We start from the raw sequence: 22,079 nt of genomic DNA on the forward strand, positions 1-22,079 counted from the left end.
GGGCTGCGGGTGAAAGTGGCTAACCATAACGCTCTCACCCGCGTGGTGCAAATCTCCCTTCGCTGCAGTTTATCGACGTTTACTCTTACCGTGCGTGCTTTATTAGCACAATATTCTGGCATTAGTTCTGTTGCGCACGTCCGGCCCAGACGACCATCACTTTATCCTCGCCCTGCGTGCGTACAAAGCCATAACCCTGCGGTAGGGTGAGCGGGGTTTGCTTGCCGCTGCCCAGCGCCGGGTGGCGCGCGCGGAACTGCCCGAGCGTCTGCCAGTGACGCAGGCTGGCGGCGGCTTTACCATCAAGATCCTGCCAGTTCATCTGCGATCGCGTCCCCTGCAACGGATCAGAACCCGTCGGCCCGAAGGGACGATCGGATTCGTCGCCGTAGAAGATCTGCACCGCGCCGGGGGCGAGTAGCAGCAACTCTGCCGACTGCGTACCGCCTTCGCGGAACAGGCGGGTATCGTGGGAGGAGAGGTAGCTCAGCACATTAAAGCTTTGCAGCTTCTCCGCCATCTCTTGCCAGACGCTCTCCATATTCGCCAGGCAACTGGCGGCATCTGCCGCCTGCTGCTGATAATCAAAGTTAATCATCGCGTCGAAGCCGTGCTGGTAGTAAGCACTCTGCATCACGCCGTGTCCCCAGGATTCGCCGGTCATCCAGAAGGGCGCATCGTCGATCTTCTTCTGCGGGTTGGCCTGTTTCCACTCCGCCAGCGCCGCCGTAGCCTGAGTTTTTAACTGCTGCCAGGCCTCCGGTTCAACGTGCTTGGCGGTATCAACGCGGAAACCATCAATGCCGTAGTCGCGCACCCACTGACTGAGCCAGTGGGTCAGGTAGTCGCGCGGCGTGTAACCAGCAATCTCGCGTGCGGCGGTATCTGGTTTATGGCGATAAAAGAGCGGCAAGCCGGAGGGCTCTTTAGATTCGGTTTTCAGATCCGGCAGGAAGGCCAACGACATCGTCAGGTCGTCGAAACCGGGATTGTCGTAATCACCAATATCGGTGCGGATCCACTTTTTGCCCCACCAGTTTTGCCAGGCGGTTTTATCGCTGAAGTTGATGTAATCATTGAAGCTATGCCAGGTCTGTCCGGCGGCGGGCTTCCAGTCGGTCCAGTGCTCGCCGAGGATTTTTTTGCGCTCCTCCTCTTTCAGGTAGAGCGCGCCGAACTGGTAAGTCTGCATATCTGCAAGCGTTGCGTAGCCGGCGTGGTTCATCACCACATCAAACAGCACACGGATGCCACGGCGGTGTGCTTCATCAACCAGCGTGCGCAGATCGTTTTCATCGCCCATATTGGCGTCGAGGCGCGTCCAGTCGAGCGTGTAGTAACCGTGGTAGGCATAGTGGGGGAAATCCCCTTTGGTGCCGCCGCCAACCCAGCCGTGGATCTGCTCCAGCGGCGAGCTGATCCACAGCGCGTTTACGCCGAGCTGCTGCAAATAGTCGAGCTTGCTGGTCAGCCCCTTCAGATCGCCACCGTGAAAAGTACCGATCTCCTGCATACCATCTTTGTGCCGCCCGTAGCTGTTGTCATTCGAGGGATCGCCGTTGACATAGCGGTCGGTGAGCACGAAATAGACCGTGGCGTTATGCCACTGAAATGGTGCCGCGCCGTGCGTCTGCGCTGCCTCAAGCAGCAGCAGGCCGTTGCTCTCTTGCGCCGGCAGCAGTGTGATTTTGCCGTCGCGCACCGTCGCGGTTTGCTGGCTATAGAAATCCCGCACTTCGCTGCCTTCTGCGAAGGTGTCGCCAACCGGAATGGTCAGCGGTTTATCGCTACGCACCGGGCACTGGCGCGCCACCACCGTTTGCTTCTCTGCCGGGGCTTTTACGCTGATTAATAGCGTCGGCGTGCCGGAGCGGGTATCAAGCTGGAGCTGATAGTCACCGTCGCGGAAGATGCGCCACTGCGGCGCGCTGGCGCTGCATGGCATAAGCGATAACATCTGGTTGAGCTTGATGGCTCCGGCAGGCTGCCAGCACGCGTCGCCTTGTTGCACGGTGACAGGCCGCTCACCCTTTTTCAGCGTTGCCTGGCTGCGCCAGACGCCGGTGCCGTCGTCGGTCAACGCGGGAAAACCGGCCGCCGTCCAGTCGGTAGCGCAGGCGACGCCAGGCAGTAACAGCAGAAGTAAGGCAGCATGTTTCATCGAAGAGCCCCGAGGTAGCGATTTTCCCTAGTGTGCCCGTGTGTTGATGCGGGCAACTCCTCCCCGGCACCGGTTCGCCAGGGAGGAGGGCGAGGGTTGAGAAAATGCGTAAAACGTGCGGTTTTCAATATTGCGATAATCACCGCAATTTTAAGAACTTGTGCGCTTTATGTGCAGTTTACCGGTGACATAGTTTCAGAATTGGATTATTTCTGTACGTGCCCGATAAGGTTAATTTTGGTATGATTTGCGATTCAGCCCGCAAAATCGTGCATAAAAGAAGGTGTTGGAATGTTTATATCCGACCAGGAGACCTAATGATATCGATACCCATGCGACGAAGTGGGGCGACGATACTCATGTTTTTCACCTTGATGTTTTCAGGTGGAGTGCTGGCAAAAACGCACACAGAAACAGCGAGTCACAAAGCCCACGTCACTAAGGCAAGCGTAAAAAAAGAGGCAAGCAGTAAGAAAGAGTATTCTCGCAATAGTGTAAAAAGCCGTTCACTTCCTGATTTGCGAAAATACCCTTCCGGGACACCACGAAAGAGAGCGTTTCTCCGGACCGTAATGCCTTACATCACCAGCAAAAACGCTGCAATAACCGCGGAGCGTAACTGGCTGCTCAGAAAACAGTACGACAGCCAGTGGTCGCCGTCTGAGCGCACACGTATGAAGGATATTGCCAGACGCTACAAAGTGAGCTGGTCCGGGAATACGCGTCGTATTCCGTGGAACACGCTGCTTGAGCGCGTTGACATTATTCCGGACAGCATGGTTGCCACCATGGCTGCGGCAGAGAGCGGCTGGGGCACCTCTAAGCTGGCGCGCAGCAATAACAACCTGTTCGGCATGAAGTGTGCGAAAGGTGCCTGTAAAAGCGGCTCTGGCAGAGTGAAAGGCTACTCGCAGTTTGGTTCGGTGCAGGAGTCAGTGGATGCCTACGTCACCAACCTGAATACGCACGCGGCCTATGCCTCATTCCGAAAATCCCGTGCGCAGCTGCGTAAAGCGGATCAGGAAGTGACGGCGACGGCGATGATCCACAAGCTGAAGGGCTACTCCACCCGCGGCGCGAGCTATAACAACTATCTGTTTGCCATGTATCAGGACAATCAGCAGTTAATTGCCGCCCACATGTAACCCCGCTTGCTGAAACGCCTTCCCTCCGGAAGGCGTTTTTCTTTGCGCCTAAATCAGAATTTCACTGTAGCGATCGCGATAATCCTTTGGCGTGCTGTCGTAGGCTTTGCGGAACACGGAGTAGAAGTACTGCAAGGACGGGTAGCCGCACATCTGCGAAATCTCATTGATAGAGAGCGACGTGGAGATCAGCAGGCTGCGCGCCTTCTCCAGCTTCTCGGCGTGAATCACTGCATGAATGGTTTCGCCCACCTCCTCTTTGAAGCGCTTCTCCAGATTGGAGCGCGAAATGCCGACCGCATCCAGTACCTGATCGACCTTGATGCCTTTGCAGGCGTGGTTGCGGATGTAGTGCATCGCCTGAATCACCGCCGGATCGTTGAGCGAGCGATAATCTGTCGAACGGCGGGCGACGACCCGCATTGGCGGTACCAGCAGGCGCTGCAAGGGCATCGCTTCGTTATCCAGCAGCCGGTGCAGCAGTTTCGCGGCCTGGTACCCCATCTGGCGCGTGCCCTGCGCCACCGAGGAGAGCGCGACGCGGGAGAGGTAGCGGGTAAGCTCTTCATTATCGATGCCGATCACGCACAGCTTCTCCGGAACCGGAATATGCAGATGGTCGCAGACCTGCAAAACGTGGCGCGCCCGCGCGTCAGTGACGGCAATAATCCCCGTTTGCGGCGGCAGCGTCTGCAGCCAGTCGGCAAGGCGATTTTGCGCATGCTGCCAGTTTTCCGGCGCGGTGGTCAGCCCCTGGTAGACTACGCCGCGATACTTCTCCTGCGCGACCAGCTGGCAGAAGGCATATTCCCGCTCGGCGGCCCAGCGCTTGCCGCTCGACGCCGGCAGGCCGTAAAAGGCGAAGCGATGCACCCCCTTCTCTTTAAGGTGCAGAAACGCGCTCTCGACCAGCGCATGGTTGTCGGTGGCGATATAGTGCACCGGCGGATAGTGCTCCGGTGTATGGTATGAGCCGCCGACGCCGACAATCGGCACATCAACATCCGTCAGCAGCCGCTCAATCTCCCGGTCATCGTAGTCGGCGATCACGCCATCGCCGAGCCACTCCTTAATGTTCTCAATGCGGGCGCGGAAATCCTCCTCAATAAAGATATCCCACTCCGATTGCGACGCCTGAAGGTACTCCCCAACACCTTCGACCACCTGGCGGTCGTAGGCTTTATTGGCGTTAAATAACAGCGTGATGCGATGGCGCTTTTCAAACATAGTGGTTCGCTTCCTGACTATTCATCAGTTCTGATTACCATATTCAACACACGGCCGGACAAAAATAATCCGGCAGTGTGATCGCGCCTCTGTTCGCCCGGCTCAGGCGCGACGTTTGGTGGCGGAGTCCATCCATACCGCCAGCAGTAAAATGGCCCCTTTGACGATGTACTGCCAGAAGGTGGGGACATCCATCATACTCATACCGTTATCCAGCGAGGCCATAATAAACGCCCCCATCACCGCGCCCGCCACACTGCCGATCCCACCTGCCAGGCTGGTGCCGCCAATCACGCAGGCGGCAATCGCATCCAGCTCGGCAATGTTGCCGGCCGACGGTGAACCCGCGCCGAGACGGGAGCTGAGAATAAGGCCGGCAATCGCCACCATCAGGCCATTAATTGCGAACACCGCCAGCTTGGTGCGCTCAACGTTAATACCGGAGAGTCGCGCCGCTTCAAGGTTGCCGCCGATAGCGTAAATGCGGCGGCCAAAGGCGGTGCGCGTCGCCATAAACAGCCCGGCCAGCAGCAGAAAGACCAGCAGCAGCACCGGCGTCGGCACGCCGCGGTAATCATTCAGCAGCCAGATGGCACCGAGCACGATCACTGCGATAAGCGCCTGGCGCCCCACCGCGTGGCTGGAGGAGGAGGTGGCTAAGCCCAGCGACTGGCGGCGCATACGCCCGCGCCACTGCCAGAGCACAAACGCCACCAGCCCCAGCGCGCCAACGCCGAAGCCAACGCCGTCCGGCAGATAGCTCTGACCAATTTGCGACATCGCCGCGCTGGTGGGCGAAACGGTGGTGCCGTTAGTAATGCCGATTAACACCCCGCGAAACGCCAGCATCCCGGCGAGGGTGACGATAAACGACGGGACTTTGCGATAGGCCACCCACCAGCCGTTCCACGCGCCGAGCAGCAGGCCGAGCAGCAGCGTCACCACCACGGTGAGCGGCAGCGGCCAGCCGAGCCAGACGTCAAAAATGGCCGCCGCACCGCCCAGTAAACCCATCATCGAGCCTACCGAGAGGTCAATCTCCGCCGAGATAATGACAAACACCATCCCCACCGCCAGGATGCCGGTGATGGCGGTCTGGCGCAGCAGGTTAGAGATATTGCGCGCGCTCAGGTAGGCACCGTCGGTCATACCGGTAAAAAAGAGCATGATTACCACGATAGCCGCAAGCATCACAAACACCTGCAGGTTGAGCGATTTCAGCCCGGAGAAGGGGCCCGGCGATGCGGTGGATAACTGACTTTCAGACGGGTTGCTTTTCGACATGATGTTCGCTCCTCAGCGCCGCTTCCATAACCTGCTCCTGGGTCAAATGACGGTTGATAAGATCGGCTTTCAGCTTTCCTTCGTGCATCACCAGCACGCGGTCGCTCAAGCCCAGCACTTCGGGCAGCTCGGAGGAGATCACAATCACCGCGATCCCCTGCTGCACCAGTTGGTTAATCAGTTTGTAAATTTCATACTTCGCGCCGATATCGATGCCGCGCGTCGGCTCATCAAGGATCAAAATGCGTGGGTTGAGCAGCAGGCAGCGGGCGAGAATCGCTTTCTGCTGGTTGCCGCCGCTCAGCCGACCAATCGCCAGCTCTGGCGAGGAGGTTTTCACCTTCAGCCGCTGAATCGACTGCAAAATGCACGCCTGCTCGGCGGCGTCATCAAGGCTGCTCAGGCTGCCGGTAAATTGGTTAAGTGCCGCCAGCGTGATGTTTTTGCCCACCGCCATCACCGGCACAATGCCGTCGCGCTTGCGATCCTCTGGCACCATGGCGATGCCGTGGCCAATCGCCTGCTGGCAGTTGCGGATCTCAACCTCCGTGCCATTGAGAAAGATTTTTCCCTCCCAGCGACCCGGCCAGACGCCAAACAGGCACTGCACGGCTTCGGTGCGCCCGGCACCGACCAGCCCGGCAATGCCAAGAATTTCGCCGCGCTTGAGGCTAAAGGAGATGTCATTGACGCGTTTGATATGGCGGTTAACCGGATGCCAGGCGGTGAGATGCTCGACGCGCAGGATCTCCTCGCCGTGGGTATGGGGCTCATTGGGGTAGAGCGCCGTCAGCTCGCGACCCACCATCATGGTGATGATGTCATCTTCACTCATCCCCGCCGCATCGCGGGTGCCGATGTGCTTCCCGTCGCGGATAACGCAGATGACGTCGGAGATCGCTTTCACTTCGTTAAGCTTGTGGGAGATGTAAACGCAGGCGATATCGTGGTTGCGCAGGTCGCGGATGATATCGAGCAGCACCGCCGTCTCCTGCTCGGTCAGCGAGGCGGTCGGCTCATCTAAAATCAGCAACCGCACCTGCTTGTTCAGCGCTTTGGCAATCTCCACCAGCTGCTGCTGGCCCAGGCCTAAGTCGCCGACACGGGTATCCGGCGAGATGGCGAGGCTCACCTGCCTGAGCAGCTTTTCGCAGCGCAGCGTCATCTGGTCATAATCCATCACGCCGCGGCGGGTGATCTCCGCGCCAAGGAAGATGTTCTCCAGCACCGTGAGGTGTTTCACCAGCGCCAGCTCCTGGTGAATGATGGCGATGCCTTTACGCTCGGTATCGCGGATATGGCTGGCTTGCAGAATCTCACCGGCAAAGTAGATTTCGCCCTCATAGCTGCCGGCCGGGTAGATGCCGCACAGCACTTTCATCAGGGTCGATTTACCCGAACCGTTTTCGCCGCACAGGGAGAGCACTTCGCCCGCGTTAAGCTGCAGGCTGACGTTATCAATCGCCTTCACGACGCCGAAGGTTTTGGTGATGTTCTTCATTTCGAGTAAGTAAGGCATGGCTACTCCACGTCGATCGCTTATCAGACAGCGCCTGAAACGAGTGCGGCAGCGCGCATGATGCTCGACTCAGGCGCGCTGTCGTTTTCAGAGCTGATTCTTCTGGTGGAAGCCGTCTTTGATCACCGTGGCGTCAATATTCTCTTTGGTGACCTCAATCGGCGTCAGCAGGCGGGCTGGCACATCTTTCAGGCCATTGTTAAGTGAGGCATCGGCCTTCGGCTGCTTGTCGTTGCCAAGCTCGACGGCGATCTCCGCCGCGGTGTTGGCAAGCTGGGTGATAGGTTTATAGACGGTCATCGTCTGGCTGCCGTTAATCAGGCGTTTAACCCCGGCGAGATCCGCATCCTGACCGGAGATGGCGACTTTGCCCGCCAGCCCCTGGGCGCTTAACGCCTGGATAGCCCCACCGGCTGTGGCATCATTCGAAGCGACTACGGCATCGATTTTATTGTTGTTGGCGGTCAGCGCGTTCTCCATTATTTTCAGCGCATTTTCCGGCAGCCAGCCGTCGACCCACTGATCGCCCACAATTTTAATTTTGCCGCTGTCGATATAGGGCTTTAACACCTTCATCTGCCCGGCGCGGAACAGCTTGGCGTTATTATCCACCGGCGAGCCGCCCATTAAGAAGTAATTACCCTGCGGCACCTTATTGACCAGGCTTTGCGCCTGTAATTCCCCAACTTTTTCATTGTCGAAGGAGATATAGAAATCGATATCTGCATTATTAATCATGCGGTCATAGGCCAGAACTTTAATTCCTTCCTGTTTGGCTTCTTTAACAACGTTACTTAATACCTGACCGTTGTAGGGAATAATTACCAGCACGTCGACACCGCGGTTGATCATATTTTCGATTTGCGACATCTGGGTCTCTTCATTACCGTTCGCCGACTGGACAAAGACATCGGCGCCGAGGGATTCGGCTTTCTTAACAAAAATGTCGCGATCTTTTTGCCAGCGTTCAAGACGGAGATCGTCAATCGCCATGCCGATTTTTATCGTTTTGGCGTGGCCGAATGCGCTGGCGAGCAGCAGAGTGGCGCAGAGTGTAAGGCAGAGATTCTTTATCTTCATAATAGGAATACCTTTCGTAGGGTGGTGTGCGAGATAAAAGAAACGTGCACTGCTTAGAACGAGCAAATTCTTAACGCAGAATGGAATAGTGGCAATTACAGATTTTAATAGGCGGGTTACGTTTTTTGGTTTATTTGCTGATTTATGACCCCGATCTTATTTTAAAAAAAATAAAACTGGCGTTGCATAAAAAACAGGAAACTTTCTCGCAGCAACTTTTGCGGTTATTTTGCGAGCCAGCGCACGTTTGCGTATTCTCTCAATGGCAGTGTGAAATAACGTAATTGAGCAGGGCGCAGAGAGAATCCAGTATTAACTCAGATATGTTCACTCGCCAATGGAGCTCATTATGCACGCTTATTTTGACCAGCTGGATCGGGTTCGTTTTGAAGGTTCAAAGAGTACGAATCCGCTCGCGTTTCGTCACTACAACCCGGATGAGCTGGTGCTCGGGAAACGCATGGAAGATCACCTGCGTTTCGCCGCCTGCTACTGGCACACCTTCTGCTGGAACGGCGCGGATATGTTTGGCGTCGGATCATTCGATCGCCCCTGGCAGCAGCCGGGCGAGGCGATGGCGCTGGCAAAACGCAAAGCCGATGTCGCCTTCGAATTTTTCCATAAGCTCAATGTGCCCTATTACTGCTTCCATGATGTCGATGTCTCCCCGGAGGGCGCCTCGCTGAAGGAGTACCTCAATAACTTTGCCGAAATGGTTGATGTGCTGGGAGAAAAACAGCAGCAGAGCGGCGTTAAGCTGCTGTGGGGCACGGCGAACTGCTTTACCAACCCACGTTACGGTGCGGGCGCGGCCACTAACCCGGACCCGGAAGTCTTCAGCTGGGCGGCAACCCAGGTGGTGAGCGCGATGAACGCCACCCATAAACTCGGCGGCGAAAACTACGTGCTGTGGGGCGGTCGTGAAGGGTATGAAACCCTGCTCAATACCGACCTGCGCCAGGAGCGCGAGCAGATTGGCCGATTTATGAACATGGTGGTTGAGCATAAACACAAAATCGGTTTCCGCGGCACGCTGCTGATTGAGCCAAAACCGCAGGAGCCGACCAAGCACCAGTACGACTATGACGCCGCGACCGTCTATGGTTTCCTTAAACAGTTTGGGCTTGAGAAAGAGATTAAACTCAATATCGAAGCCAACCACGCCACCCTCGCGGGCCACTCTTTCCATCATGAAATTGCCACCGCCATTGCGCTGGGGCTGTTTGGCTCTGTCGACGCCAACCGCGGCGATCCGCAGCTCGGCTGGGATACCGATCAGTTCCCGAACAGCGTCGAAGAGAATGCGCTGGTGATGTATGAAATTATCAAAGCGGGTGGCTTCACGACCGGCGGCCTCAACTTTGACGCCAAGGTTCGTCGCCAGAGCACCGATAAATACGATCTCTTCTACGGTCATATCGGCGCGATGGACACCATGGCACTGGCGCTGAAAATCGCCGCCCGCATGGTGGAAGAGGGCGAGCTGGATAAACGCGTCGCCAAACGCTACGCGGGCTGGAATGGTGAGCTGGGCCAGCAAATTTTGCAGGGGCAGCTTAGCCTTGCGGAGCTGGCGAAGTACGCTGAAGAGCAGAACCTGGCACCGCGTCACCAGAGCGGTCATCAGGAGCAACTGGAGAACCTGGTCAACGCGTATCTCTTCGATAAGTAACCGGCTTCTGCGCGGCACACTCAACAAGGAGTAGCACTATGTATATCGGGATCGATCTCGGTACCTCGGGCGTGAAGGCGATTCTGCTCGGTGAGCAGGGCGAGGTGCTGGCCTCCTGGACGGAAAAACTCAGCGTCTCTCGCCCACACCCGCTGTGGTCGGAGCAGGATCCCGAAAGCTGGTGGCAGGCGACGGATCGCGCCATTCAGGCACTTGGCGCGGCGCATTCGCTACAGCAGGTGAAGGCCATCGGCCTCGCCGGGCAGATGCACGGCGCAACGCTGCTGGATAGTGAAAACCGCGTTCTGCGCCCGGCGATCCTCTGGAATGATGGTCGCTGTGGTGAGGAGTGCGGGCTGCTGGAGGCGCGGGTTGCTAACGCCCGAGCGATCACCGGTAACCTGATGATGCCGGGCTTTACCGCGCCGAAGCTCTTATGGGTGCAGCGGCATGAGCCGGAGATCTTCGCCAGGGTGGCGAAAGTGCTGCTGCCGAAGGATTACCTGCGGCTGAAGATGTCCGGCGTCTTTGCCAGCGATATGTCTGATGCCGCGGGCACCATGTGGCTCGATGTGGCGAAGCGCGACTGGAGCGACGAGATGCTCGCCGCCTGCTCACTGTCGCGCAGCCATATGCCCACGCTTTTTGAAGGTAGCGAGATCACCGGCGAGCTGCTGCCGGAGGTTGCCCGGCGCTGGGCGATGCCGGTAGTGCCGATTGTTGCAGGCGGTGGTGACAACGCCGCTGGCGCGGTCGGCGTCGGCATGGCGGATGCGGGCCAGGCGATGCTCTCCCTCGGCACATCCGGCGTCTACTTTGCCGTCAGCGAAGGGTTCCTCAGCAAGCCTGAAAGCGCGGTGCACAGCTTCTGCCATGCGCTGCCAGGGCGCTGGCACCTGATGTCGGTGATGCTGAGCGCGGCCTCCTGTCTGGACTGGGCGGCCAAACTGACCGGCATGGCGTCGGTGCAGGCGCTGATTAAAGCCGCGCAGCAGGCGGACGAGAACGCGGGCGATATCTGGTTTTTGCCTTACCTCTCGGGCGAGCGCACGCCGCACAACAACCCACAGGCAAAAGGCGTCTTCTTTGGGCTGACCCATCAACACGGCCCGGCCGAGTTGGCGCGCGCGGTGCTGGAAGGGGTGGGATATGCGCTGGCAGACGGTATGGATGTGGTGCACGCCTGCGGCGTGACGCCGCAAAGCATCACCCTTATCGGCGGCGGCGCGCGCAGTGCCTGGTGGCGGCAGATGCTGGCGGATATCAGCGGCTTGCAGCTTGATTACCGCACCGGCGGGGATGTTGGCCCGGCGCTCGGCGCGGCGCGGCTGGCGCAAATCGCCGTGAATCCCGACGTACCGCTGGCAACGCTGCTGCCGCAGCTGCCGGTGGAGCAGCAGCATCACCCGGACGCAGAGCGCCACGTGCACTATGCCTCGAAGCGTGACACCTTCCGCCGCATCTATCAGCAACTGTTGCCGCTGATGTCATAACCTTTGCGGCCCGCTGACAAACGGTGGGCCGTAATCACCCTGATGTTGTCCTTTTTTGGTCTTAGCAGCAGCGTAAAGCCTTGCCAGAATAGCGTTAACCCCACTGAGCAAGGAGTCCTGAAATGACCCGTACCGCCCTGATTAACATCGACACCCAGCAATCCTTTTTCCACCGTGACTTCTGGCAGGATAACGACTTTCCCGCCTTCCAGCAGGCGATGCTGACGCTGATTGCCGGGTGCCAGGCGCGCGGCATTCCGCTGGTGGATATTTTTCACGTCGCCGACAGCGGCCCCTTCTCGCTGGAGAGTGGCTTCGTGAAACCGATGCCGTTTTTGCAGCATCAGCCGGATGTCACCTTCCATAAGCATGTCCACAACGCCTTTACCGATACCGGCCTCGATCGCTGGTTGCGTCAGCGCGATATCAATCATCTGATCATTTGTGGTATTCGTACGGAGCAGTGCTGTGAAACGACCGCCAGGGTGGCATCGGATCTGGGCTATCGCGTGACCTTTGTCAGCGAAGCAACGCTCACCTTCCCGATGACGCACAATGGCGTGACGCTCGATAGCCACACGCTGCGCCACCGTACGGAAACCGTGCTGGTCGGGCGCTTTGCCGCCATTAAAACCGTCCAGGAGACGCTGGAATAATAAATGTGTGATGTCTGGTTTGTGATGCTGCCCGGCGTGCTGGCGCTGGATATGGCCGGTCCGGCAGAGACCTTTGCGCAGGCGCAGGAGACCTTTCGCCTGCACTACATCGGCCCTGAAGCGGAGGTGGCGACTTCCCTTGGCTTGACGATGGGCAACATCGCGCCGCTGCCGGAGTCATTGCCAGAGGGGAGCCTGCTGGTACTGCCCGGCGTCAGCGATTCGTCGCGCTTATTCGACACGCCGCAGGCAACCCAGGTGCGCAACTGGCTGATGTGTCTGCAACCGCTGCTGCACCGACGGGCGATTACGCTAATGTGCGTCTGTTCCGGGGCGATGCTGGCGGCGAAAGCCGGGCTGCTAAAAGGGGTGCAGTGTACGACCCATCACCATGTGATTGCCCGCTTGCAGGCGCTCGAACCGGCGGCGCTGGTGAAAGAGAACCGGATTTTTATTGAGGATCGTGGCATCTGGACCAGTGCGGGCATCACGTCAGGCATCGATCTCGCCCTGCACATTATCAACCGCTTATGCGGGCCGGCGCGCGCGCTGGCGGTAGCGCGTGAAATGGTGGTCTGGTTTCGCCGCTCCGGCGACGATCCGCAGCTTTCACCGTGGCTGCGCTATCGCAATCATCTCCATCCGGCGGTGCACCGCGCGCAGGATGCGCTAACCGCCGAGCCGCAAAAAGCCTGGCAGCTGGTGGAGATTGCCGCCCAGGCACACGTCAGTGCGCGGCATCTCACCCGTCTATTTCAGCAGCATCTTGGGATCAGCGTGCGCGACTATCTGGAGCAGCTGCGGCTGGTGATCGCCGAGCAGGCGCTTTTGCAGGGGCTGGGCGCAGAGCAGGCGGCGCTGGCCGCCGGTTTCTCCTCCCCGCGTCAATTGCACCGGGCGCGGGCACGAATCGCTAGCTGACAAACCGCCGGTGGTCGATGCGCTGAACCAGCATCGAGAGCGCCAGGCTTGCCGCCAGCGCCGCGCTGAAAACCCACAGAATGTCGAGCAGCGGCCAGCTTTGCACCTCTACTCCGCGCGTGCGCAGCGCATGAATAATCAGCGCGTGAAAACCGTAAATGCCCAGCGAGTGGCGCGAAATCAGCGCCAGCCCCGGCAGCGTGCGGCTATTGAGGGTGTTTTTTACCAGCGTAAAGAGCGCGATGGCGCAGAGAAAGACCATCGGGCCGCAGTAGAGATACCAGGTATCGGCGAAGTTGCCGCGCCATCTCAGCTCATGCAGCGTCCCGCGTGAAATCGCCACCACCGCCAGCACCACCACCGCGGCGCTCAGCCAGTTCAGCGCCCGTTTTTGCGTCTCCATCATGCCGATGGCGCGCCCAAGGATGGCGTAGAGCACGTAGTAAAAGGTGTCGCCATTGATATAAAGATTGATCGGTAGCCACTCCACGCCGTCGCTTTTTAGCGTCACCAGATTAGGGTTGGCGACGACGCCAATCACCACCATCAGCGCCAGCAGCATCTTGCCGCTCAGGGCTTTGACCTGAATTAAGGGCGACAGCAGGTAGATAACGATGACGGCGAAGAAGAACCACAGGTGATAAAAAATCGGCTTTTGCAGCACGTTCTTCAGCGACAGGTCGCTGTTAATCGAGGTAAACAGCACGATGTAGAGCAGGGCGATCGCGCTATAAAACAGCAGGCAGAGGGCGATGCGCGCAAAGTGGCGCGGCTGGGCGCTGCGTTCGCCATAAAAGAGGTAGCCTGAAATCATAAAAAAGAGGGGAACGCTGACGCGCGAGGCGGAGTTGAGCAGGTTGGCAATATTCCAGTCGAAGCTGGTCACAGTGGCCGGATTGGTAATGTACCAGGTGGTGGTGTGGATCATAACCACCATTAAACAGGCTATCCCGCGTAAATTATCAATCCAGTGAATTTTTGACGGCATCAGTTCCTCTGTTTCTTATTGTCGACAAATATCCTGAGACTGGTAATTTACCTGCGTATCTCTTTGGATAATTCTGAGTTTTCCCACGTGTGGTTGTGCACTTAGCGCAGTGCTGCACAATGGCGGTTTTGGTCGTTTACCCTATCAGCCCGCAAGGAAATGCGTAAGAAAATGATGAAGTTTACTCTGCCCATGCTGATGTTGCTGCTGGCGGGCTGCAGCGCACCCGAGAAAATGCCGGAGCAGAAGGCGCAAACGGCGCGGCCTGGCCCGACGCGCTCCCTCGATATGGAGCAGCTCTGCCGGGAAAACGCCGCGCACCGCTACAACACCGGGGCGGAAAAAGTGAGTGTGACCGGCCTCGAGCAGTATCAGGGCAGTTACGAGATGCGTGGCGTTACGCCACGCCATGAGGCGTTTGTCTGCACTTTTGACGCCGAAGGGCAGTTTTTGCACCTTTCGATGCGTTAAGCCCCCTAATACGCGCCAATGCCGCCTCTATTTCCCAATTTTCCGTAAACAACCCCGTTTCGTACTGTATATCTTGCAGTCAGCGGGTATACTGGTCGCCTCCTTTAAATCCACACGTATCCAGCACGAAATAATATGCAAAAGTTTGATACCAGGACCTTTCAGGGTCTGATCCTGACCTTACAGGATTATTGGGCTCGTCAGGGCTGCACCATCGTTCAACCTCTGGACATGGAAGTGGGTGCCGGCACCTCGCACCCGATGACCAGCCTGCGCGCGCTGGGCCCGGAGCCGATGGCAACCGCCTACGTTCAGCCTTCCCGCCGCCCGACCGATGGTCGCTACGGCGAAAACCCGAACCGCTTACAGCACTACTATCAGTTCCAGGTGGTGATTAAACCCTCTCCGGACAACATTCAGGAACTGTATCTCGGGTCACTGAAAGAGCTGGGTATGGACCCGACCATTCACGATATCCGTTTCGTGGAAGATAACTGGGAGAACCCGACGCTGGGTGCCTGGGGTCTTGGTTGGGAAGTGTGGCTTAACGGCATGGAAGTGACGCAGTTCACCTACTTCCAGCAGGTTGGCGGCCTGGAGTGCAAGCCGATCACCGGTGAGATCACCTACGGTCTGGAACGTCTGGCGATGTACATTCAGGGCGTGGACAGCGTCTACGATCTGGTCTGGAGCGACGGCCCGCTGGGTAAAACTACCTACGGCGACGTGTTCCATCAAAACGAAGTGGAGCAGTCCACTTACAACTTCGAATACGCCGATGTCGACTTCCTTTTCACCTGCTTTGAGCAGTATGAGAAAGAGGCTCAGCAGCTGCTGGCGCTGGAAAACCCGCTGCCGCTGCCGGCTTACGAACGCATTCTGAAAGCCGCCCACAGCTTCAACCTGCTTGATGCGCGTAAAGCCATCTCCGTCACCGAACGCCAGCGCTACATTCTGCGCATCCGTACGCTGACCAAAGCAGTCGCTGAAGCCTATTACGCTTCCCGTGAAGCCCTTGGCTTCCCGATGTGCAACAGAAATAAATAAGAGGCGGCCATGTCAGAGAAAACATTCCTGGTGGAAATCGGCACCGAAGAGCTGCCACCAAAAGCGCTGCGCAGCCTGGCTGAGTCCTTCGCTGCTAACTTTACCGCGGAGCTGGATGCGGCAGGTGTTGCCCACGGCGAGGTTAAATGGTTCGCCGCGCCGCGCCGTCTGGCGCTGAAAGTCGCTAACCTTGCTGCCGCGCAACCGGATCGCGAAGTTGAAAAACGCGGCCCGGCTATCGCCCAGGCGTTTGACGCGGAAGGCAAACCGAGCAAAGCGGCTGAAGGCTGGGCGCGCGGCTGCGGTATCACCGTCGATCAGGCTGAACGTCTGACCACCGACAAAGGCGAATGGCTGCTCTACCGCGCCCATGTTAAAGGCGAAAGCATCGAAACGCTGCTGCCGAACATGATCGCCACCTCGCTTAGCAAACTGCCGATCCCGAAACTGATGCGCTGGGGCGCGTCGGACGTGCACTTCGTGCGTCCGGTTCACACTGTTACGCTGCTGCTGGGCGACCAGCTGGTTCCGGCAACCATCCTTGGCATTCAGTCCGATCGCGTGATCCGCGGCCACCGCTTTATGGGCGAGCCGGAGTTCACCATCGACAACGCCGATCACTACCCGCAAATCCTGCTGGAGCGCGGCAAAGTGATGGCGGATTACGCCGAGCGTAAAGCCAAAATCAAAGCGGATGCTGAAGAGGCGGCGCGCAAGATTGGCGGTGTCGCCGATCTGAGCGACAGCCTGCTGGAAGAGGTGACGTCGCTGGTTGAGTGGCCAGTGGTGCTGACCGCGAAGTTCGAAGAGAAGTTCCTCGCGGTTCCGGCAGAAGCGCTGGTCTACACCATGAAGGGTGACCAGAAGTACTTCCCGGTGTATGGCAACGACGGCAAACTGCTGCCAAATTTCATCTTCGTCGCCAATATCGAGTCGAAAGATCCGCAACAGATTATCTCCGGTAATGAAAAAGTGGTGCGCCCGCGTCTGGCGGATGCCGAATTCTTCTTCAATACCGACCGTAAAAAACGCCTGGAAGACCACCTGCCGCGTCTGCAAACCGTGCTGTTCCAGCAGCAGCTCGGCACGCTGCGCGACAAGACCGATCGTATTCAGGCGCTGGCGGGCTGGATTGCCGGTCAGATTGGCGCAGATGTGAACCACGCCACGCGCGCGGGCCTGCTCTCCAAGTGCGATCTGATGACCAACATGGTGTTTGAGTTTACCGACACCCAGGGCGTGATGGGCATGCACTATGCGCGTCACGACGGGGAAGCCGAAGATGTTGCCGTCGCGCTGAACGAGCAGTATCAGCCGCGTTTTGCCGGTGACGATCTGCCGTCTAACCCGGTGGCCTGCGCCGTGGCGATTGCCGATAAGATGGATACCCTCGCGGGGATCTTCGGTATCGGCCAGCATCCGAAAGGGGATAAAGACCCGTTCGCGCTGCGCCGTGCCGCGCTGGGTGTGCTGCGTATTATCGTTGAGAAGAACCTGGCGCTGGATCTGCAAACTCTGACCGAAGAGGCGGTGCGTCTCTACGGCGATAAGCTGACGAACGCTAAAGTGGTCGACGATGTGATCGACTTTATGCTGGGCCGCTTCCGCGCCTGGTATCAGGATGAAGGCTACAGCGTGGATACCATCCAGGCGGTGCTGGCGCGCCGTCCGACTAAACCGGCAGACTTCGACGCGCGTATGAAGGCGGTTTCCCACTTCCGTACGCTGGAGGAAGCGGCGGCGTTGGCGGCAGCCAACAAGCGCGTCTCCAACATCCTGGCGAAATCTGACGAAACGCTGAATGAGAACGTGCAGGCGGCGGTGCTGAAAGAGGCGGCAGAGATTAAGCTGGCGGGCAACGTGGTGGTTCTGCGCGATACCCTGCAGCCGTTCTTCGCCGAAGGGCGTTATCAGGAGGCGTTGATCGAGCTGGCGCAGCTGCGCGAGCCGGTGGATGAGTTCTTTGAGAACGTGATGGTGAACGCCGAAGATAGAGAGGTGCGCATCAACCGCCTGACGCTGCTGGCGAAACTGCGCGAACTCTTCCTGCAGGTTGCGGATATCTCGCTGCTGCAGTAATCGTACAGTTGATAAAAAACCCGCTACGGCGGGTTTTTTTATGCTCCAGTGTTGCCAGACAGTTTGTTGCCGGATGGCGGCTACGCCTTATCCGGCCTACGATTGTGTGCCATCGCTCCGGCCATGTAGGCCGGATAAGCGAAGCGCCATCCGGCAACAGCACCCACTCAGCGGCGTGGCGCATGGGTGAATCGACGAAAGGCGGTGCTGACGCGTACGGCGTTGCGCCCGGCGCGTTTCGCCTCGTAAAGCGCATTATCCGCGCTCTGGATAAGCTGCCCATATTCGGTATGGTTTTGCTGACACACGCTGGCGACGCCGATACTAACGCTGACGCAGCCATCCGGTGAACTGGCATGGGGGAGCTCAAGCCGCTGCACGCTGGTGCGCAGCGTCTCCGCCAGCTCAACGGCATCGGCGGAGCGCGTTTCTGGCAGCAGGGCGCAAAACTCCTCGCCGCCGTAGCGAAACAGGATCTCATTCGGGTTATTCAGCGCACCGCGCATCGCTGTGGCAATCTGCTGTAAGCACTCATCGCCGCGCTGGTGCCCATAGCTATCGTTATAGGACTTGAAATAGTCCACATCGATAAGCAGCAGCGACAGGGGTTTGTTATTGCGCTTGCTGGCGCGCCACTCGCGCTCGATGCAGAGATCAAAATAGCGGCGGTTGCCGACGCCCGTCAGGCCATCCGACAGGGATTGTGACAACAGCTCATGCGCCTGATCGCGCAGCAGCGACTCACGGCGTACCGCCGCGGTGACATCGACGATCTGAATCAGGCAGTAACGCTCGGTATCGCCGAGTGGAACAATGGTCACCGCCTGGCTCAGACGGGCGGTGGGCCGCGCCGGTTCTGCATAGAGCGGAAAAGGGGAGCGGTGCAGGGATTGCGAAAGCAGGGAAGATAAATTGTGACCAATGGCCTGGCGGATCGCATCACCAACGCGGTGATACGTTAAGTCAGGAAAGACGGTAAAAAAGTCTTCGCCAACGGTGTCGCTGGCGGCCCGCCCGGTATGCGTCTCTAACCACGCATTCCACAGCGCGATGCGGTACTGCGCATCCACAAGGATGACACCGAGGCTGAGGGCTGAAAACGCATCCAATAACAACTTATCTTTCATGATTAATGCATTCCGCTGGGAACACTACCGGATTCTAAACGGCTGATATAAAGCCGAACCTGCTCGCGTAAGTCGCACAGAGCGGACATATCCAGAATAAACGCGAGATAGCCCTGGATCTGCTGGCGCTCCAGTGCAAAATCGATGCGCAGCATCATCACCAGCGGATCGTTCTTCTCTTTTTCCGGGTTGAGGATCTCTTCGCTGCTACCAACGCGTACCACCGGCAGCGATCCCTGGAGCTCTTTCTGGAACATATTTGCCAGCGTGCCGACACAGGCGTTGAGCACGATATTGCCAATCTCGCTCATCGCTTCGCGCTCCATCTCTCCCAGTTCGTGCGCCGGGATCAGATCGCCGACCATCATGCGCACAATTTCGAAACTGGCGGCTTCCGGGAACATCAGAATCGCTTCGGTGGCGTACGCCCCTTCGTAATGCTGGCTGATGCCGAACAGCGACACGCCCGCACCCATCTCGTCGGCCGCTTTTGAGCGCGGCGTAAAGCGGATCGTTGGCACCGACATTCGCACCTCTTCGTTGACGATGTTGCTCATCGCCGCCGCCGCGTGACCGACCCCGATATTGAAAATCTCCATCAGGCTGTCCGCTTCGATCTCGCTGATATCGGGCAGTTCGGTCATGGTTGGCTCTCCAGACTTTTCAACATGGCGTGAAGCTGCGGCTCTTTCAGCGGTTTCGGCAGAAAGCCGAGCCCCATCTCTTCGGCGGCAGCCTGAACCGAGTTTTGCACGTTAGCGGTGAGCAGCACGATGTGGGTCTGCGGGTGCGTCTGACGCAGGCGTGACGCTGCTTCAATGCCGCCAATACCGGGCATATTCACATCAAGCAGAATTAAATAGGGGGGATTCGCCGCGGCGTGGGCAATTGCCTCTTCGCCTGTGCCAGCCTCATCAATACGCCAGTCGCTGTGCAAATTAAGTACATACTGGCGGGAAATCATGCGTGACAGGCGGCTGTCATCGACAATCAGAATATATCTGGACATCATTCATTCTCATTTTAGGATTCAGGGCCTGAAACCAGAACAATGCTTCACTTCCGGATCTCTTCCCTGAGCAGTGCTGAACGATATGCCACCGTTATGCGTTTGGTTTAACGCGCGGTTTTATCGTCTCCTTTCTGAAATGGCGATCCTGGATTGCACGCATGGCCTGCTACTTTCAGTTAAGTCACCTTATTCATCGGCAATATTGCGCAAACAATTAGCCCTCAATTTTGCGCGCTGCGTGATAAAGATGAAAATTTGACCTTGAACCTGGCCTGTCTCTCTGGCTATTCTTTGTCGCGACGAACTCCTCGTCTCACTGGAGCGCACCCGGAAAATGAACAAACACGACTGATGAATCCGCACCTTGTTACACGCCCGCGCGTTGGCAAGGCCGTTAACGATCTCATTCAGGAGTGCTTATGGCTCATTGTGCGCAGTCACCCGCCTTTATTTTGCATCAGGTCACCTGTCAGTTTGCGACGGGCGAGACCCTTTTTGGCCCGCTCAATTTCACCCTCGACGGCTCGCTATGCGGGCTGGTGGGGCGTAACGGCGTCGGCAAAACCCAACTTCTACGCCTGCTTGCCGGGCACAGTCAGCCCGCGTTCGGGCATATCGAATCCGCGGTGCGCTGGGCGTATGTCGCGCAGCAACACACCCTCTCTGCGCAGACCACCCTGGCGCAACTGCTGGGCTATGGCGAGATCTTTGCCGCGCTGGATCGCGTGTTGCAGGGGGGCTATCAGCCCGCTGACCTTGAACTACTCGACGGTCAGTGGGATCTGCCTGAGCGGCTTGCGGCCGCCTTTTCGCAGGCCAACCTGCCGCCGTTCGCGCCGGACAAACCGGCTGCGGCTTTAAGCGGCGGCGAACGCGTTCGGGCCTTACTCTGCGGCGCGTTTATGACCGGCGCGGACTACCTGTTACTGGACGAACCGACTAATCATCTCGATGGCGAAGGGCGCGCGTGGTTTAGCGACCTGCTCCGGCAGCATAAAGGCGGTGCCCTGATCGCCACTCACGACCGGCAGTTGCTCGGTGAGATGTCGCGCATTGTTGAACTGACGCCCGCCGGGCTTCGCAGCTACGGTGGCAATTACGCTGATTACGCGCAGCAGCGCGACGCGCAGCAGCAGGCTGCCCGCGCGATGCTGGATCATGCCGCCATCGAGCGTCGGCGCGCGCGCAGCCGAATGCAGAAGGAGCATGACGCCAGCCTGCGGCGTTCGGCGAAGACGCTGCGCACCGTCGACACGCTCAACATCGCCTCCTTTGAGCGGGTGAAATATAAAAACCTCGCCAAAGAGCGCCCGGCGAGCTGGCGCAAGCAGCATCAGCAGCAAAACGAGGCACTTAACGCTGCGGTTAACCAGGCGCGTGAGCGGGTCGAAGAGGAGATGCCGGTGCTGTTTACGCTGCCCGGCAGCCAGGTGCCGCCGGGCAAACAGGTGCTGGTGCTCGACGAGGTGGTGCTGCCGCACGTCGCGCTTCCTCCTCTGAGCATGCGCATCGACGGCCCGTTGCGCGTTGCCATCCGTGGGCCAAATGGCTGCGGCAAATCGACGCTGTTAAAGGTGATCCTCGGTGAGCTATTGCCGCTGGCAGGCGAGTGTCACCGCTCGGTTGCCTGCGCCTGGCTGGATCAGCATCTCTCCCGGTTCGATCTCTCGTTATCAGTACTTGAGCACCTTCAGCGGGCCGACTCACTGCTGGAGGAGGGGGTGCTGCGCAGCCGCCTGGCGCAGTTACAGCTGGGCGCGGAGAAGGTGATGTTGCCGCTGGCGGCTCTGAGCGGCGGCGAGCGGTTGAAGGCGGCGCTTGCCTGCGTGCTGTGGCAGCGGGATGCCACGCAGCTGTTACTGCTCGATGAGCCGACCAACCACCTCGATCTTGCCTCCACCCGCGCGATTGAAGCGGCGCTGGCAGATTTTCCCGGCGCGATGGTGGTGGTCTCGCATGATGAGGCGTTCCTTGCCGGGCTTGGGCTGACGCACAGCCTGACGTGGCAGGCCAGCGGATGGTGCTGGCAGCAAGCGTGAGCGGACAACCAATTCTCGTAGTCAATCCTGCTCTAAACTTGAGTGGTGAAAATAAACGCGATACGGTTGCCTGCTGTTAATGAGAAGTAACATAAGTGAAAGCGATAGATATGCTCACGCTGCTCAGCCCCGGTTGGACAGCTTCTGCTACGCCACCG

The 22,079-nt window shown here is 58.3% G+C and carries 18 protein-coding genes; 9 read left to right on the top strand and 9 right to left on the bottom strand.

Annotation, left to right across the window (positions count from 1 at the left end; all coding sequences use genetic code 11):
- Positions 1–121 precede the first annotated feature (121 nt).
- Positions 122–2,161 carry an alpha-amylase gene (locus PU683_RS01625; RefSeq protein WP_277169801.1) on the bottom strand — a complete coding sequence of 680 codons (2,040 nt, stop codon included), beginning with the start codon at positions 2,159–2,161 and terminating at the stop codon, positions 122–124.
- 317 nt (positions 2,162–2,478) lie between these two features.
- On the opposite strand from PU683_RS01625, the gene PU683_RS01630 reads away from it, so the two are divergent.
- Positions 2,479–3,306 carry a protein bax gene (locus tag PU683_RS01630; RefSeq protein WP_277169802.1) on the top strand — a complete coding sequence of 276 codons (828 nt, stop codon included), beginning with the start codon at positions 2,479–2,481 and terminating at the stop codon, positions 3,304–3,306.
- Positions 3,307–3,354: 48 nt separating this feature from the next.
- Here the strand turns inward: PU683_RS01630 and xylR are convergent, their stop codons facing one another.
- From xylR to xylF, 4 genes are all read right to left on the bottom strand, one after another.
- Positions 3,355–4,533: a D-xylose utilization transcriptional activator XylR gene (gene xylR / locus PU683_RS01635; protein ID WP_277169803.1), complete on the bottom strand. Its 1,179-nt coding sequence runs from the start codon at positions 4,531–4,533 to the stop codon at positions 3,355–3,357.
- Between the two features lie 102 nt (positions 4,534–4,635).
- Positions 4,636–5,817 (bottom strand): xylose ABC transporter permease XylH, encoded by a 1,182-nt coding sequence (gene xylH / locus PU683_RS01640; protein WP_277169804.1) that lies wholly within the window; start codon positions 5,815–5,817, stop codon positions 4,636–4,638.
- Positions 5,795–7,336, bottom strand: coding sequence for a xylose ABC transporter ATP-binding protein (locus tag PU683_RS01645; protein WP_277169805.1), 1,542 nt, complete (start codon positions 7,334–7,336; stop codon positions 5,795–5,797). Before PU683_RS01645 ends, xylH begins: the two co-directional genes overlap by 23 nt.
- A gap of 87 nt (positions 7,337–7,423) precedes the next feature.
- Entirely contained in the window at positions 7,424–8,416 is a 993-nt protein-coding gene (gene xylF / locus PU683_RS01650) for a D-xylose ABC transporter substrate-binding protein (RefSeq protein WP_277169806.1), read from the bottom strand.
- A 349-nt stretch (positions 8,417–8,765) separates the two neighbouring features.
- On the opposite strand from xylF, the gene xylA reads away from it, so the two are divergent.
- From xylA to PU683_RS01670, 4 genes are all read left to right on the top strand, one after another.
- Complete coding sequence (gene xylA, locus PU683_RS01655) at positions 8,766–10,088, top strand: xylose isomerase (protein WP_277169807.1); 1,323 nt, start codon at positions 8,766–8,768, stop codon at positions 10,086–10,088.
- Positions 10,089–10,126: 38 nt separating this feature from the next.
- The gene (gene xylB, locus PU683_RS01660; protein WP_277169808.1) at positions 10,127–11,581 is read left to right on the top strand and encodes a xylulokinase; all 1,455 of its coding nucleotides are present in this window, start codon (positions 10,127–10,129) and stop codon (positions 11,579–11,581) included.
- Between the two features lie 122 nt (positions 11,582–11,703).
- Positions 11,704–12,237 (top strand): isochorismatase family protein, encoded by a 534-nt coding sequence (locus tag PU683_RS01665; RefSeq protein WP_277169809.1) that lies wholly within the window; start codon positions 11,704–11,706, stop codon positions 12,235–12,237.
- 3 nt (positions 12,238–12,240) lie between these two features.
- Positions 12,241–13,158 (top strand): GlxA family transcriptional regulator, encoded by a 918-nt coding sequence (locus PU683_RS01670; RefSeq protein WP_277169810.1) that lies wholly within the window; start codon positions 12,241–12,243, stop codon positions 13,156–13,158.
- Here PU683_RS01670 and PU683_RS01675 read toward each other — a convergent pair.
- A complete protein-coding gene (locus PU683_RS01675) occupies positions 13,151–14,146 on the bottom strand; it encodes an acyltransferase (protein ID WP_277169811.1) in 996 nt (331 codons plus the stop codon). The two genes, PU683_RS01670 and PU683_RS01675, sit on opposite strands and share 8 nt — an antisense overlap.
- Before the next feature lie 171 nt (positions 14,147–14,317).
- Between PU683_RS01675 and PU683_RS01680 the strand changes: the two genes are divergently transcribed.
- The 3 genes from PU683_RS01680 (at position 14,318) to glyS (ending at position 17,743) form a co-directional block, all read left to right on the top strand.
- The gene (locus PU683_RS01680) at positions 14,318–14,617 is read left to right on the top strand and encodes a YsaB family lipoprotein (RefSeq protein ID WP_277169812.1); all 300 of its coding nucleotides are present in this window, start codon (positions 14,318–14,320) and stop codon (positions 14,615–14,617) included.
- Between the two features lie 135 nt (positions 14,618–14,752).
- Complete coding sequence (gene glyQ, locus PU683_RS01685) at positions 14,753–15,664, top strand: glycine--tRNA ligase subunit alpha (protein WP_042718627.1); 912 nt, start codon at positions 14,753–14,755, stop codon at positions 15,662–15,664.
- A 9-nt stretch (positions 15,665–15,673) separates the two neighbouring features.
- Complete coding sequence (gene glyS / locus PU683_RS01690) at positions 15,674–17,743, top strand: glycine--tRNA ligase subunit beta (protein ID WP_277169813.1); 2,070 nt, start codon at positions 15,674–15,676, stop codon at positions 17,741–17,743.
- A 167-nt stretch (positions 17,744–17,910) separates the two neighbouring features.
- Here the strand turns inward: glyS and PU683_RS01695 are convergent, their stop codons facing one another.
- The 3 genes from PU683_RS01695 to PU683_RS01705 are packed head-to-tail and all read right to left on the bottom strand — an operon-like array spanning position 17,911 to position 19,882.
- Positions 17,911–18,870 (bottom strand): sensor domain-containing diguanylate cyclase, encoded by a 960-nt coding sequence (locus tag PU683_RS01695; RefSeq protein WP_277169814.1) that lies wholly within the window; start codon positions 18,868–18,870, stop codon positions 17,911–17,913.
- A 2-nt stretch (positions 18,871–18,872) separates the two neighbouring features.
- Positions 18,873–19,514, bottom strand: a complete 642-nt coding sequence (locus tag PU683_RS01700; RefSeq protein WP_277169815.1) for a chemotaxis protein CheC — start codon at positions 19,512–19,514, stop codon at positions 18,873–18,875.
- Complete coding sequence (locus tag PU683_RS01705; RefSeq protein ID WP_277169816.1) at positions 19,511–19,882, bottom strand: response regulator; 372 nt, start codon at positions 19,880–19,882, stop codon at positions 19,511–19,513. The genes PU683_RS01700 and PU683_RS01705 overlap by 4 nt, the downstream gene beginning before the upstream one ends.
- Before the next feature lie 419 nt (positions 19,883–20,301).
- Here PU683_RS01705 and PU683_RS01710 point away from each other — a divergent pair, with 419 nt between their 5' ends.
- Positions 20,302–21,921 (top strand): ABC-F family ATP-binding cassette domain-containing protein, encoded by a 1,620-nt coding sequence (locus PU683_RS01710; RefSeq protein WP_277169817.1) that lies wholly within the window; start codon positions 20,302–20,304, stop codon positions 21,919–21,921.
- Positions 21,922–22,079: the final 158 nt, after the last annotated feature.

Origin of the sequence: Candidatus Kosakonia sp. 282A-S69, from assembly GCF_029433855.1 — a bacterium.
GTDB lineage: Bacteria > Pseudomonadota > Gammaproteobacteria > Enterobacterales > Enterobacteriaceae > Kosakonia > Kosakonia cowanii_A.